The 14928-nt window shown below is 62.2% G+C and carries 12 protein-coding genes; 7 read left to right on the top strand and 5 right to left on the bottom strand.

Annotation, left to right across the window (positions count from 1 at the left end):
- Positions 1-340: 340 nt before the first annotated feature.
- Entirely contained in the window at positions 341-1885 is a 1545-nt protein-coding gene (locus HFO71_RS00005) for a cation:proton antiporter (protein ID WP_017961786.1), read from the bottom strand.
- Between the two features lie 244 nt (positions 1886-2129).
- On the opposite strand from HFO71_RS00005, the gene HFO71_RS00010 reads away from it, so the two are divergent.
- The 3 genes from HFO71_RS00010 to HFO71_RS00020 are packed head-to-tail and all read left to right on the top strand — an operon-like array spanning position 2130 to position 5350.
- Positions 2130-2594 carry a MarR family winged helix-turn-helix transcriptional regulator gene (locus HFO71_RS00010; protein WP_221969801.1) on the top strand — a complete coding sequence of 155 codons (465 nt, stop codon included), beginning with the start codon at positions 2130-2132 and terminating at the stop codon, positions 2592-2594.
- Entirely contained in the window at positions 2587-3816 is a 1230-nt protein-coding gene (locus HFO71_RS00015; protein WP_221969803.1) for an HlyD family secretion protein, read from the top strand. The genes HFO71_RS00010 and HFO71_RS00015 overlap by 8 nt, the downstream gene beginning before the upstream one ends.
- The gene (locus HFO71_RS00020; RefSeq protein ID WP_027663832.1) at positions 3809-5350 is read left to right on the top strand and encodes a DHA2 family efflux MFS transporter permease subunit; all 1542 of its coding nucleotides are present in this window, start codon (positions 3809-3811) and stop codon (positions 5348-5350) included. The genes HFO71_RS00015 and HFO71_RS00020 overlap by 8 nt, the downstream gene beginning before the upstream one ends.
- Here the strand turns inward: HFO71_RS00020 and HFO71_RS00025 are convergent, their stop codons facing one another.
- Genes HFO71_RS00025 through HFO71_RS00035 form a run of 3 tightly spaced genes read right to left on the bottom strand, consistent with a single transcriptional unit; the run spans position 5351 to position 7299 of the window.
- Positions 5351-5968, bottom strand: coding sequence for a DNA-3-methyladenine glycosylase (locus HFO71_RS00025; RefSeq protein ID WP_221969805.1), 618 nt, complete (start codon positions 5966-5968; stop codon positions 5351-5353).
- Positions 5969-6021: 53 nt separating this feature from the next.
- Positions 6022-6336: a hypothetical protein gene (locus tag HFO71_RS00030; RefSeq protein WP_077979126.1), complete on the bottom strand. Its 315-nt coding sequence runs from the start codon at positions 6334-6336 to the stop codon at positions 6022-6024.
- A 54-nt stretch (positions 6337-6390) separates the two neighbouring features.
- Positions 6391-7299: a LysR family transcriptional regulator gene (locus HFO71_RS00035; RefSeq protein ID WP_168343755.1), complete on the bottom strand. Its 909-nt coding sequence runs from the start codon at positions 7297-7299 to the stop codon at positions 6391-6393.
- A 117-nt stretch (positions 7300-7416) separates the two neighbouring features.
- Here HFO71_RS00035 and HFO71_RS00040 point away from each other — a divergent pair, with 117 nt between their 5' ends.
- On the top strand, positions 7417-8157 hold the full coding sequence (locus tag HFO71_RS00040) for an SDR family oxidoreductase (protein ID WP_221969807.1): 741 nt from the start codon (positions 7417-7419) through the stop codon (positions 8155-8157).
- A 247-nt stretch (positions 8158-8404) separates the two neighbouring features.
- On the opposite strand, the gene HFO71_RS00045 is transcribed toward HFO71_RS00040, so the two are convergent.
- Complete coding sequence (locus tag HFO71_RS00045) at positions 8405-9316, bottom strand: LysR family transcriptional regulator (RefSeq protein ID WP_221969809.1); 912 nt, start codon at positions 9314-9316, stop codon at positions 8405-8407.
- 164 nt (positions 9317-9480) lie between these two features.
- Here HFO71_RS00045 and HFO71_RS00050 point away from each other — a divergent pair, with 164 nt between their 5' ends.
- The 3 genes from HFO71_RS00050 (at position 9481) to HFO71_RS00060 (ending at position 14850) form a co-directional block, all read left to right on the top strand.
- On the top strand, positions 9481-10293 hold the full coding sequence (locus HFO71_RS00050) for an alpha/beta hydrolase fold domain-containing protein (RefSeq protein ID WP_025395717.1): 813 nt from the start codon (positions 9481-9483) through the stop codon (positions 10291-10293).
- Positions 10294-10339: 46 nt separating this feature from the next.
- A complete protein-coding gene (locus HFO71_RS00055; RefSeq protein WP_221969811.1) occupies positions 10340-11530 on the top strand; it encodes an efflux RND transporter periplasmic adaptor subunit in 1191 nt (396 codons plus the stop codon).
- 119 nt (positions 11531-11649) lie between these two features.
- Positions 11650-14850, top strand: coding sequence for an efflux RND transporter permease subunit (locus HFO71_RS00060; protein ID WP_221987408.1), 3201 nt, complete (start codon positions 11650-11652; stop codon positions 14848-14850).
- The last annotated feature ends 78 nt before the right edge of the window (positions 14851-14928 follow it).

The raw sequence follows: 14928 nt of genomic DNA on the forward strand, positions 1-14928 counted from the left end.
GCTCTGGGCCAGCGCGGGGAGGGGCATGAATGCGGCGATACAGCAAAGCACCACCATCTGTCGAAGCGCGTAAGTCATACCGGTCCTCCAATCTCGACGGCCGATTCACTGCCGCCAACCTCAAGATGAAGTGATGTTATTCATGTCTTGCTGCTTTGACCGAGGGTCTCTGCCCCCGTGATTTCCCCGGCGTTCAATCCCTTGGAAAAGGAAGGCCGGCACGCAATGCACATCAGAAAAATCGTAACCCTATGGAATTGGACTATAAACGGCAGCGGCGAAAAATTGCAAATGCCAATTGGTAACGATTCCGGAATCCATCAAAACGTCACAGAGGGCATCAGCTCTCGACGATCTCGTCTCTGCCGGGTTGCAGAGCGGCGAGTTCGGCCCAGTCGAGTTCCTGTTCCAGCATGTGAAAGACATCATCGTCAATCTCGTCGGCGCGGCGCATCGCTGCCAATCTTCGGCGTTTCGCGACGATGACGTTGCGGCGCTGCTTGTCGAGCCTGCTGACCTCGCGCGGGTGTTTTCCGTCAGCGGCGATTTGGCGCTCGGAGGTGTAGACGTCGCGCAGGATGCGGGTGGATTTGTCCTCGCCGCCGGCGAGTTCGGCAAGGGCCGCATCGATCAACGTGACGCGGGCTCTGGCGAGGTCGCGGTCCAGGGAGGTGTCCGGGTCGAATTTCAGGTAACGGATCAGTGGCCCGAGCGTCAGGCCCTGGACGATGAGCGTGCCGAGAACGACGGCGAGCGCGCTGAGCAGGATGATATCGCGATCGGGAAAATCGATCGGCAAAGCGAGCGCAGTTGCCAGCGTGACGAGGCCGCGCATGCCGCACCAGCCGGCAAGCAGGCTGGTGGCGAAGGTCGGAACGGCTTGTGTCGTGCGTCCGCGCGCGGCGAGAAAGTTGATGACGCGGTTATAGAAGAGCACCCAGGCCAGGCGGACGACGATGACGGTGACGAAGACCATGGCGGCGAAGGTGATCGCGAAATTCAGGCGGCCGGGATCGAGGTCGAGGACGATCTGGCGGGCCTGCAGGCCCATCAGCAGGAAAGCGAGGACGTTGAGCAGAAAGACCGCGGCTTCCCAGACCGAATAGGAATGAATGCGGTGGCGGGCCGTCTGCCGCTCGGGCATGTAACGGGCGATCACCATCGCATAGACGACGATCGCCAGAATTGCCGAAAGATGCAGCCGCTCGGCGATGATCCACGTGCCGAAAGTGGCGACGAATTCGAGCAAAGTGCCGCCGAGCGTGCCGGCGAGCCTCAGGCCGACGACCATGTAGAGACGGCCCAGGAGATAACCGAGGATGAGGCCGCCAGGCACGGCGAGCGCCAGCTCCGCCAGGGCGCCGGCGAAGAAGGTGGGGCTTGCGGCGGCTGCCACCGCGGCGCTGAAGATCAGCAGCGCGACGGCGTCGTTCAGGAGGCTTTCGCCCTTCAGGATCACATAGGTCTGGCGCGGCAGGGTGAAGCGGTCGAGCATGGCGGTGGCGGCCGCCGCATCCGGCGGCGCGACGATGGCGCCGAGTGCGACGGCTGCGGCAAGCGGCAGGCCGGCCATCGTCACGCTGACGGTAGCGACGGCTGCGGCCGTCACGATCACGGCGATGGCGGCGAGCGAGAACAGCGGCAGCCAGTTGCGTCTCAATGTCCTCGGCGGCAAATCGTAGGCGGCGTCGAAGAGCACGGGCGCGATCAGCAGCGCCAGCGCAAGTTCGGGATCGATCGCGACTTCGGGCGCCCAGGGCACGGCCGCAACGATGACGCCAGCGATCGCCAGCATTGTCGGATAGGGAATCCGGAACTTCCTGGAGAATTGCAGAAAGACGATCGCCACCAGCAGCAGCGTCAGCATGCTTTCGAAGAACGCCATCGAGCTCCCCAATGCGCGCCTCCGGCGGAGGCTGTTCCTGCCACAGAATTAGGGCGGAGCTGGGCTGCGGCTACCGACTGGTGCTCGTAAACGGCGAAAGGAGAAACTGCGGATATGCTTGACCCGGTCTGCGGCATTTTAGCCGCCATTGCTGAATCCGCCGTCCATGCCCTTGTGCAGTGCACATGCTCAATATATCTACCAATATTATAAGGGTGCTTATAAATAACGGTCACAGGTTTTCATGAACGCCACTCCGACCCTCGGTTTCCTTCTCCACGACGTCGCACGGCTGCTGCGCAAGCGGTTCGAGCAGCGCGCGAAGTGCCTTGGGCTGACCCGGTCGCAATGGCAGACGCTTGCCTATCTCTCGAATAACGAAGGTATCCATCAGGGTCGCCTTGCCGAAATCCTCGAAGTCGAGCCGATCACGCTGGTGCGCATTCTCGACAAGCTCGCCGAGCGCGGGCTGATCGAGCGCCGCCAGCACCCGACCGACCGGCGTATCTGGATGCTTTATATGCGCGACGAAGCGCACCCGCTGCTTGCCGAAATGCGCGAGCTCGGCGACACCACCCGCGCGGAAGCGCTGCAAGGTGTTCCGGCCGAGCAGCGCGAGCAGCTTTTCCACATCCTATCCGTAATGAAGACGAACCTGGTTCAGGCATGCCGGAGCCCGGTTGACGAGAATGAGACGAACGATGGCTGATCAATCTCCCCTCCGCGTCGTTGCCGACGCCAATGCCAAGACCGAGACCCCTGTCGAAGAAAACGAAGCGAAACAGCAGGAAACGGTAGCCGAAGCGCCTTCATCCAATTCAGCGCCGGCTGCCGCCGTGGCTGCGCCTGGCGGCAACAAGGTCCGCCGCCGGCGCAGTCTCACGCGGCCGATCCTGTTTGCCCTGCTGCCGGTGGCGCTCGTCGTCGGCGGTTATTATTACGTCAATGGCGGCCAGGTGATGTCGACCGACAATGCTTATATCCAGGCCGACATGGTAGGGCTCACCACCGATGTTTCGGGCATCGTCGACCAGATCAACGTGCATGAGAACGAGGCGGTCAAGGCGGGGCAGGTGCTGTTCAGCCTGCGGTCGGATTCTTTCAAGATCGCGCTTGACGGCGCCAAGGCGCAGCTCGGCGCGCAGCGCAACCAGATCATGAATCTCAAGGCCAGCTATCAGCAGTCGCTTGCCGAGATCACGCAGGCGCAAGCCGATCTGCCCTATTATCAGGATCAGTTTGACCGGCAGCAGAACCTCGTCAACAACGGCAGTGCGACGCAGTCGGCCTATGATGAAGCCAAGCACAATCTGGAAGCCGCGCAGCAGAAGGTTGCCGTCGCCAAGGCGGAAGCTGCAACGACACTCGCCCAGCTCGGCGGCAATGCCGACCAGCCGGCCGAGGAAAACCCGCTCTACCTGCAGGCCAAGTCGCAGGTCGACAGTGCCCGGCGCGAACTCGACCACAGCGTCGTCAAGGCACCGTTCGACGGCATCGTCACCAATGTCAATGCGCTGCAGGTGGGCTCCTACCTGCAGGCTTCGCAGCAGGCCTTCTCGCTTGTTGCCACCGACCGTCTGTGGATCGCCGCCAGCCCGAAGGAAACCGAGCTAACTTATGTCAAGCCCGGCCAGACGGCCGAGATCTATGTCGACACCTATCCCGGCGTGACATGGAAGGGCAAGGTCGAGAGCATCAGCCCGGCCTCCGGCTCCAGCTTCTCGCTGCTGCCGGCGCAGAACACCACCGGCAACTGGGTGAAGGTCGTCCAGCGCATTCCGATGCGCGTCAGCATCGAGGACACTGACGGCAAGCCGCCACTGCGCGTCGGCATGAGCACGGTGCTCGATGTCGAGACCGGCCATGCCCGCGGCCTGCCTGATTTCGTCAACAAGCTTCTGGGCCGGCCTCAGGGCAAGGATCATGAGTAACGCTTCCGCTTCTCCGGCGACGCCGATTGCCAATCGCGGCGCGATTACGGCCTGCGTCATTCTCGCGGTCATCATGCAGGCGCTGGACACGACGATCGCCAATGTGGCGCTGCCCTATATCCAGGGCAGCGTGTCGGCCTCTGCCGACCAGATCAACTGGGTGCTGACCTCCTATATCGTCGCGGCGGCAATCATGACGCCGCCGTCGGGCTTCCTTGCCGCCAAGTTCGGCCGCAAACGCGTGCTGCTCGTCGCCATTGCCGGCTTCGTGGCGGCCTCCGTTCTCTGCGGCCTGGCGCAATCGCTGAACCAGATCGTCGCCTTCCGTCTGCTGCAAGGCCTGTTCGGGGCATCGCTGGTGCCGCTTTCCCAGGGCATCCTCCTCGACATCTATACGGTCGAGGAGCGCGGCTCGGCCATGGCCCTTTTCGGCGTCTCGGTCATGGTCGGGCCGGTGCTTGGGCCTGTCATCGGCGGCTGGCTGACCGACAATATCAGCTGGCGCTGGGTGTTTTATATCAACGTGCCGATCGGCGCGCTGGCCTTCATGGGCATCGTCGTCTTCGTCACCGAGACCAAGAGGGATCTGCTGGCCAAACTGGACTGGTTCGGTTTCGGGATGATGAGCCTCGGCATCGCCGCGCTGCAGCTGTTCCTCGACCGCGGCGAGCAGCTCGACTGGTTCTCTTCCGGTGAGATCATGCTCGAGGCGTTGATCTGCGCCTCAGCCTTTTATCTGCTGATCGTGCATACGCTGACGGCCGAGAAATCCTTCGTGAACCCGAAGTTGTTCCTCGACCAGAACTTCTCGATCAGCATGATCTTCATCTTCGTGGTCGGCATTACCTATCTCGCCTCACTGGCGCTGATGACGCCCTATCTGCAGACGCTGATGGGCTATCCCGTCATCACCGCCGGCATCGTCATGGGGCCGCGTGGGCTCGGCACCATGCTCTGCATGTTCATCGTCGGGCGGATGGTCGGCAAGGTCGATACGCGCGCATTGCTGGCGCTCGGCTTGGGGCTCACCGCATGGGCGATGTACGACATGACCGGCTGGACACCCGACGTCTCGCAATGGACGATCGTCTCGGTCGGCTTCATCCAGGGCGCCGGCCTCGGCTTTCTGTTCGTGCCGCTGACGACGATCGCTTTTTCCACGCTGCCCGCCCATATGCGCGGCGACGGCACCGGTCTCTACAACCTGTCGCGAAACATCGGCTCGGCGGTCGGCATCTCGATCGTCTCGGCGCTGATCGTTGAGAACACGCAGAGCAATCATGAATCGATCGCAGCCTATGTGACGCCGTTCAACCACGCCTTCAATGCGGTGGCCGCGCAGGGACTCAGCCCGGTGACGGCGGCCGGCCGCGCCTCGCTCAACGAGATCATCACGCTGCAAGCGACCATCATCGCCTATATGGATGATTTCAAGCTGCTGATGCTGATGTCGCTTGCGGTCATCCCGCTGGTTCTGCTGCTGCGCAAGCCGAAGGCAGCACCCGCCGTCGACCATAGCGCGGTGATGGAATGATCAGCGAAACGGCTTGCTGAGAAAACGCGATCCCTGAATGCCGAAGCGCCATGGTGCTTCGGCATTTTTTGTGATGCCGATACGTTTTCCCGAGACGATCGGCACCGGTGCGGACGGCGTGATCGCATAGGGCGGGTGATCGAGCAGCCTGTCATTGATCGCGATGTCGATGCCGAGCGCCTGGCAGAGCTTGCCGGGACCGCTGCAGAGCGACGTCAGCGTATCGGTGCCGCGCCGCTCCATCATCTGAGGGATTCCCGTTTCCGGCTCCAGGGCGCGGATGAGTACAGCCGAGCCCGGATGGCAGACGAAATTCAGGCACCAGTACATGCCGTAGATGCGGTAGATATAGACGTTGCCCGGTTTGCCGTACATGGCGCCGTTGCGCTTGGTCGGGCCGCGGTAGCTGTGCGAGGCCTCGTCATCGGGGAAATAGGCTTCGGTCTCGGTGATGCGTCCGCCGACGCCGTCCACGGTCAGATGGCAGCCGAGCAGGTCGCGTGAGACGACGATCGCATCGCGCTCAAAAAACGTCCTGAGGCTTTCGCCGGTGAGCGTGCCGGTGCCGATCGCACCTGATATCGTTCCACCATCGGTCATGGCCGACGCAGATAACATTCAGCGCGCTCGCCGTCATCCCGAAACCGCTTCATGTTTTTCGGCCACGGACATCAGCGGCCGGCATTCGGATCGCGCATCGGGATGGAGGGTGATGTGACCGAGACCGGGTCGCTCGCCGGGAAGGAATCTTCCAGCCCCTCCTCCAACTCTTCTTCGAGCAAAGCGGGATCCTTGCGGCGCGCGCCGTCGCTATGGGCAGGTTCGATTGCGGCGGCAAGCAGGGCTTTGGCCCGCAAGACGGCATTTTCCGAGGTCAACTCAGGCGTGCTCCGCAGCGTCACGGCAATGCTATCTTCGCCTTCGCCGCCGAATTCGACGACGAAGCCGTCTTCCGTCTGGTAGACGGTGATATCACTGAGTGCCATGACCGTTCTCCGAGGGCGCTCACATTAGCAATATGCATTTTAGTGAGATGCATTTTAGTGAAGCGCGTTTTCGGAATTTTGTCGAGCGAAGACCTTCACCAGCCAGTCGATGAAGACGCGCACGCGGGGCGAAAGCTGGCGGTTGCGGGGGTAGAGCAGGGAAACCGGTGTCGGGGTCAGCGGAAAATCCTGCAGTATCTGGACCAGCGTTCCCGCGGCAAGGTCTTCTTCGGCGTGATAGCGCGGGATCTGGATCATGCCGAGGCCCATCCTCGCCGCTGAAATATAGCTTTCGGCGGCGTTGACGGCGACGGTGGCGGGAATGGTGATGTCACGCACCGTGCCGCGGACGGTGAATTCGAGCGGCAGCAGGCTGCCGGTTCCGCTGGAGTGGAAGCCGACCATGCGATGGCCGGCAAGCCGGTCGGGATGCTGCGGCAGGCCGTGGCGGGCAATGTAGGCAGGTGAGGCGAGCGTCACCTCATCGAGCATGGCGACGTGCCGGGCGACCATGTCGCTATCTCCAGGCGTGCCGACGCGCAGCACGCAATCAATGCCTTCACGCACGAGATCGACCAGCCGATCGCCCTCGCTCATGTAGAGTTCGATCTCCGGATAGGTCTCCAGGAAGGACGACAGGCTCGGCAGCACGAAATGGCGGGCGAGCGTGCCGTGCACGTCGACACGCAACATGCCCTTCGGCTTGGCGCCGGCGAAGGCGCCTTCGGCTTCCTCGATATCGGCAAGGATCGACAGGCAGCGTTGGTAATAGGCTTCGCCATCAAGCGTCGGACTGACGTGGCGCGTCGTACGCTGGAGCAGGCGCACGCCGAGACGGGCTTCCAGCCCCTTGACCGCATCGGTGACAGTCGAGCGCGGCAGGCCGGTGTCCTCGGCGGCAAGCGTGAAGCTGCGGCGTTCCACGACACGGCAAAACACGCGCATGGCGTCAAATCTGTCCATCTGTTTGTTCGTTATTCCCGGATAGTAATGCCGAAGAATGCCTGATTATCCGCAAAAGGAAAGGGCGCATCTTCTCCTCATCGAAAACGCTACGGCGCAGAATGAAGGAGAAGGACAATGGCTTCCAACGAAAACAAGGTCGCATTGGTGACCGGCTCATCCCGCGGCATCGGCGCAGCGGTCGCCGAGCGTCTCGCCATGGACGGTTTCACCGTCGTCATCAATTATTCCGGCAATGCCGCTCCGGCCGAGGAACTGGCAAAGAAGATCGAGCAGGCCGGCGGCAAGGCGCTGACGGCGAAAGCCGATGTCAGCGAGGCGCAAGCCGTTCGCCGCATGTTCGATGCCGCGGAAACCGCTTTCGGCGGCGTCGATGTGCTCGTCAACAATGCCGGCATCATGATGCTCTCAGCGCTCGCCGAGGCCGACGACGCCAATTTCGATCGCCAGATCGGCGTCAATCTGAAGGGCACCTTCAATACGTTGCGCGAGGCAGCCAAGCGTCTGCGCGACGGCGGCCGGATCGTCAACTTCTCGACATCCGTCGTCGGCCTGAAGCTCGAAACCTACGGCGTCTATGCCGCGACGAAGGCTGCCGTGGAAACGCTGACGGCGATCATGGCCAAGGAGATGCGTGGCCGCAACATCACCGTCAACGCCGTCGCGCCCGGCCCCGTCGCCACCGACCTTTTCCTCAACGGCAAGTCGGACGAACTCATCGCCCGCACGGCGAAAATGAACCCGCTGGAACGCCTCGGCACAGCGGAAGACATCGCTTCTGCGGTTGCCTTCCTCGCCGGCCCTGATGGTGGCTGGATCAACGGCCAGACGCTACGCGCCAATGGCGGCGTGATCTGACGAAGCCGGCGGCGGCCCGCCGTCATCGCAAATATGTGAATGCGATTGCGGACTTTTCCCTTATAATCCTGCGGGGAGTGCGTATATCTGCTCTATCGCGATAGAGTGGAATTCCCTGCCATTCTCTTTGCGAACCTCCAGAGCCTGCCGCGCCCTTGCTACGGTGCGACAGGCTTGATGTTCAAAGTTGCAGATTGCGGCCCGTCGAAGGTTTCCCCTGCCTTCCGGGCCGTATTTGTCTTGGCGCTCAGACGTCGTTCAGTCTTGCCTCGACCAGAAGTTTCACCAGCCAGTCGACGAAGACGCGGACCTTGTTGCTGAGGTGGCGGTTCGGCGGATAGACCACATAGAGCGGCAGCGGATCGCGGCGCCAGTCCGGCAGCACGCGGACGAGTTCGCCCCTTGCCATCGGCTCGCGCGCCATGAAGATCGGCACCTGCGCGATGCCGAGGCCGGTCAGCGCCGCCGTCAGATAGGTGCGGCTATCGTTGACCGAGGCGATGTAACGCGGACTGGTCTCGATCACCTCGTTGTGCCGGCGGAATTCGAAAGGCAGCGTCCGGTTGTTCTGGGCGCGAAAATAGTTGACGGTGTAATGATCCGCCTCCAGATCCTCGGGCCGCTCGGGCATGCCGAATTTCTGGATGTAGTCCGGAGAAGCGCAGGTGATCATCTCGACTTCGGAGACGCGCCGCGCAATCAGCGACTGGTCGGCCGGCGTGCCGGCGCGTAGCGCGCAATCGACATTTTCTGCAAGATAATCGACCGTGCGGTCGCCGACACCGAGGTCGATGCGGATGTCCGGATAACGCTGATAGAAATCGCAAAGTGCCGGAACGACGATCCAATCGGCGAAAGCGCCGGCCATCTCGACACGCAGCCGTCCGCTCGGCAAGCTCTGCGAATTGGAGAGGCTGCCGTCAAGCTCCTCCAGTTCCGAAATGATCTGGGCGGCGCGTTCGTAATAAAGCGCGCCGTCTGTGGTCACCATGACCCGGCGCGTGGTCCGATTCAAAAGCTTGGTACGCAGATGCGCTTCCAGGCCCTGGATGAGATTGGTCACCGTCGCCTTGGGCATGGCGAGCATGTCGGCGGCGCGGGTGAAATTGCCCGTCTCCACAACACGAATGAAGACGCGCATTGCCGAGAGCTGATCCATCGGTTTCAAATCCGCAGTTTGCGTTGCACCATTGTTCGAGATCTGGAACAGTGTTATCGCGTTATAGCTTCTTATTCCTTGGTTGGAATAACAATATCTTTTTTGTGCAAAATGCAAGCGGCGGACGTTGTCTGCTTGTCGCCGATACAGAAGAGACCGGAAGCATGACGGTGGAATGGAAAGATATGATGCTGGATAAGGTGGCCATCGGCCCCGTTTCCGCACGTATCTACATGGGCGCCGATTATGGCAAGGGCCCGCCGATCGTGCTTTACCTGCACGGCGGCGCTTTTCTCGACAGCGACAAGGCCGCCGACCGGCCGGTGGCGATAAGCCTCGCCAAAGCCGGCGCCATCGTCGTCGACGCTGACTACAGCACGCTGTCCGGCAACATATTTCCGAAGGCGCTGGAAGTTTCCTTCTCAGTTTTTACCTATCTCGCCAATAAACGCGCCGGTCTTGGCGACCGCAAGTCGTTGCTCTTCGTTGCCGGTGAAGAGGCCGGCGGCAATGTCGCTGCCGGCGTCGCGCTGAAGGCACGCGACCAGATGCCGGATGCACTCGACGGCCAGGTGCTGATTTCGCCGCTGCTCGATCCCTTCATGGGTACGTCCTCGATCCGCAAGGCTGAAGCCATCGGCATGCGCCAGCGCTGGACGGAAGGTTGGAGCCACTATCTGAGCGGCGGCGGTTGCCACCCTTATGCGGCGCCTTGCCTCTGTTCGCGTATTTCAGGCGTCGCGCCGGCGCTGATATTTACCGCCGAGGATGATCCTCTGCACGACGAAACGATTGGTTACGGTGTCCGCCTGAAACAGGCTGGCGTCGGTGTGCGCCAGCATGTCCTTCCCGCCGGGACGGGCTGGCCCTCGATTTATGGTGGGAAATCCGAGGGAGTGCCGGACTGGCAGGAAAACGTCAGCCGCCATTTCGGAAGCTTCCTTCGGGAGGTAAGCGTCCAACCGCAATTGCATTGAAGAAGACCTGATATTTCGGCGGCTTAGAGCCGCAAGGAGAGTACTAATGACGTCCAGAAGTAAGCGCTGGGCCCTGATGGGCGCCGGCATAGGGCTTGTTGCGTCCATTTCGGGCGCTGCATTGTTTTTTGAATTGCCGATGAGCACGACCGCTACGGCTGCTTCCGCCCCCGCGCAGGCTCCCGCTGTGCCGGTGACGGTTGCCGTCGTCGCGGCGCGCGACGTGACGGCCTGGGAAAGTTTCTCCGGCCGTCTCGAAGCGGTCGACCGGGTGCAGGTGCGTTCCCGTGTTGCCGGCGCCATCCTTTCGGTGGCGTTCCGCGAAGGGGCGCTGGTCAAGCAGGGCGACCTACTCTTCACCATCGACCCGGCTCCCTACCAGGCGAGCGTGGCGCAGGCGCAAGGCCAGGTCGCTTCGGCCGAGGCCAAGGTCAGCCTGGCGCAGACCGAACTCGATCGCGGCCGCAGGCTTTCCGACAACCGAACCATCTCCCAGAGCGATCTCGATCAGCGCCAGAGCGCGCTGGCCGAGGCTCAGGCGGGGCTGCGTTCGGCGCAGGCCGCCCTGCAGTCGGCCCAGCTCGATCTCGATTACACTCAAGTGCGGGCTCCGGTGTCCGGCCGCATCGGCAAGATCGAGGTGACCGCCGGTAACCTTGTGGCGGCCGGGTCGGCCTCGCCGGCGCTGACGACGCTCGTTTCGGTCGATCCGATCTATGCGAGCTTCAATGCCAGCGAAGAGATGGTGACGCGGGCGCTCGCCCAGCTTCCGCAGACGGACAGCGCCCTGCCTCCGGTCGAAGAGATTCCGGTCGAGGTCGGCACGCTGACCGATACAGGCACGCCGATCAAGGGCAAGCTGCAACTGATCGACAACGAGGTCGATGCATCAAGCGGCACGATCGGCGTTCGCGCCGTCTTCGATAATCCGGGCGGACGTCTCATCCCCGGCCAGTTCGTGCGGGTGCGCATGGGCCAGCCGAAGGCCGAGAACAAGATCGTCATCAGTGACCGCGCCGTCGGCACGGACCAGGACAAGAAGTTCGTCTTCGTCGTCGATGGCGAGAACAAGGTCGCCTATCGGCAGGTCCAGCTCGGCACCGTGGCTGACGGTCAGCGAGTAGTCGATGGCGGCCTGAACGTCGGCGAGAAGATCGTCGTCAACGGTCTGCAGCGCATCCGTCCAGGCGCAGTCGTCGCGCCTCAGATGGAAGAAAAGGTCGCGACCGCGCAGTAAAGACTTTCGCCTTCCCCTGAGGGGGAGGGCCAATACTCGAAATGATACGACCCGCCGGCGGCTCCCAAACCGCCGGAGAGGGACTTTGCATCCATGTTCACCCCGGAGAGGGCTTTGATATGAACATCTCCAGATTCTTTGTCGACCGCCCGGTCTTTGCCGGCGTTCTTTCGGTCCTCATCCTGGTTGCCGGCCTGATCGGCCTGCGCGCGCTGCCGATTTCCGAATATCCGGAGGTCGTGCCGCCGTCGATCGTCGTGCGCGCGACCTATCCCGGCGCCAACCCAAGCGTCATCGCCGAAACGGTGGCGACGCCGCTCGAAGAGCAGATCAACGGCGTCGAAGGCATGCTCTATATGGCCAGCCAGGCGACATCGGACGGCGTGCTCAACGTCACCGTCACCTTCAAGCTCGGCACCGATCCCGATAAGGCGCAGCAGCTTGTGCAGAACCGCGTTTCACAGGCCGAACCGCGCCTGCCGGCGGAAGTCCGTTCGCTCGGCATCACCACAGTCAAGAGCTCACCCAACTTCATCATGGTCGTCAACCTCGTCTCCGACGGGAACAATCACGACATCACCTATCTTCGCAATTACGCGACGCTCAACGTCAAGGATCGGCTCGCCCGCATCGCAGGCGTCGGTCAGGTGCAGGTCTTCGGCGCCGGCGACTATTCCATGCGTGTCTGGATCGACCCGCAGAAGGCAGCCGAGCACAATCTTGCCGCCAGCGACATCAGCAGCGCGATCAGTTCCCAGAACACCCAGGCCGCCGCCGGTATCATCGGCGCATCGCCGAGCCAGCCCGGTGTGGACCTGCAGCTCAACGTCAATGCCCAGGGCCGCCTGCGCACGCCCGAGGAGTTCGGCAACATCATCGTCAAGACGGGCGCCAATGGCGAGATCACCCGCCTTCGCGATGTCGCTCGCATAGAGCTCGGTGCTGCAGACTACACGCTGCGTTCGCTGCTCGACGGCAAGCCGGCCGTCGCCGTCGCCGTTCTTCAGGCGCCGGGTTCGAACGCGATCGAGATCGCGGACAATGTGAACGCGACCATGGATCAGCTGCAGCTCGCCATGCCTGAGGGCGTCAAATACGAGATCGTCTACGATACGACGAAATTCGTGCGGGCTTCGATCGAGAAGGTCATCGACACGCTGCTCGAAGCCATCGCGCTCGTCGTCCTCGTCGTCATCCTGTTCCTGCAGACGTGGCGCGCCTCGATCATCCCGCTGATCGCCGTTCCTGTCTCCATCATCGGCACCTTCGCGGTCATGTATGTCTTCGGCTTCTCCATCAACGCGCTCAGTCTGTTCGGACTGGTGCTTGCGATCGGTATCGTCGTCGACGACGCGATCGTGGTGGTCGAAAACGTCGAGCGCAATATCGAGGAAGGCCTGTCGCCGCGGGCCGCCACCTACAAGGCGATGAGGGAAGTCTCCGGTCCGATCATCGCAATCGCGCTGGTGCTCGTCGCCGTCTTCGTGCCGCTTGCTTTCATCTCCGGTCTGTCGGGTCAGTTCTACCGCCAGTTCGCGTTGACGATCGCGATCTCCACCGTCATCTCGGCCTTCAACTCGCTCACGCTGTCTCCGGCGCTGGCAGCCCTTCTCCTGAAGAGCCATGATCAGCCGAAGGATTGGCTGACGCGGTTCATGGACGCTATCTTCGGCTGGTTTTTCCGGGGCTTCAACCGTGTCTTCGGCGCGGGCTCAAATGCCTACGGCAAGGGCGTTGGCGGGCTGTTGTCGCGCAAGAGCATCGTTATGGTGATCTATCTGGCGTTGGTCGGTGCGACCTACAGCCTGTTCAGCACGGTCCCCGGCGGCTTCGTGCCGTCACAGGACAAGCAGTATCTGATCGGCTTTGCCCAGTTGCCGGATGCCGCAAGCCTCGACCGCACGGAAGACGTCATCAAGCGCATGACCGACATCGCGCTGGCGCAGCCGGGCGTTGCCAATGCGATTGCCTTCCCGGGCCTGTCGATCAACGGCTTCACCAACTCCTCGAATGCCGGCATCGTCTTCGTGACGCTGAAGGACTTCGAAGAGCGCAAGACGCCTGATCTCTCGGGCGGCGCAATCGCCATGGCGCTGAACCAGAAGTTCGGCGTCATCCAGGATGCCTTCATCGCCATGTTCCCGCCGCCGCCGGTCAATGGTCTCGGCACGACGGGCGGTTTCAAGTTGCAGATCGAGGATCGTGCCGGCCTCGGTAACCAGGCGCTCGACGAGGCGACCAAGGCCGTCCTTGCAAAAGCCTATCAGGCGCCTGAGCTCGCCGGACTGTTCTCCAGCTTCCAGATCAACGTGCCGCAGCTCTATGCCGATCTCGACCGTGCCAAGGCCGAGCAGCTCGGGGTTTCCGTCACCGACGTCTTCCAGACGCTGCAGATCTATCTGGGTTCGCTCTATGTGAACGACTTCAACGCCTTCGGCCGCACCTACAGCGTCCGTGTGCAGGCCGATGCGAAATTCCGCGCCCAGCCGGAAGATATCGGCCAGTTGAAGGTCCGGTCGGCATCGGGTGAGATGATCCCGCTTTCGGCCCTCTTGAAGGTGGAGCCGAGCACCGGTCCGGAACGCGCGAACCGCTACAACGGCTTCCTTGCCGCCGATATCAACGGCGGTCCGGCACCGGGCTTCTCGTCGGGTCAGGCGCAGGCGGCAATCGAGAAGATCCTTCACGAGACCCTGCCTGCGGGCATCGACTTCGAATGGACGGATCTGACCTATCAGCAGATCCTGGCCGGCAATTCCAGCATCGTCGTCTTCCCCCTGGCACTGTTGCTCGTCTTCCTCGTGCTGGCCGCCCAGTATGAAAGCCTGACGCTGCCGCTTGCGATCATCATGATTGTGCCGATGGGCGTGCTGGCCGCGCTGACCGGCGTCTGGCTCACCGGTGGAGACAACAACATCTTCACCCAGATCGGTCTCGTGGTGCTTGTCGGTCTATCGGCGAAGAACGCGATCTTGATCGTAGAATTCGCCCGCGAACTGGAATTCGAGGGAAGGACACCGCGGGAGGCCGCGATCGAGGCCAGCCGCCTTCGCCTTCGCCCGATCCTCATGACCTCCCTCGCCTTCATCATGGGTGTCGTGCCGCTCGTCGTCTCCACCGGCGCCGGCGCGGAAATGCGCGCGGCCATGGGTGTTGCGGTCTTCTCGGGCATGATCGGCGTGACCTTCTTCGGCATCTTCATGACGCCGGTGTTCTATGTGCTGCTGCGGCGGCTGACGGGCAACCGTCCGCTCATCCAGCACAAGCCGGACGAACACAAGGAAGAAGAGGCGGAGGTCATCCGGCTCGCGGCGGAATAAACGAAATTCAACCTTCCTTTGTCGAGTAAATCGGGCGGGAACTTCGGTTCTCGCCCGTATCGTTTTCAGGGCATGAGG

It is taken from the genome of Rhizobium laguerreae (genome assembly GCF_019778565.1).
Lineage (GTDB): Bacteria > Pseudomonadota > Alphaproteobacteria > Rhizobiales > Rhizobiaceae > Rhizobium > Rhizobium laguerreae.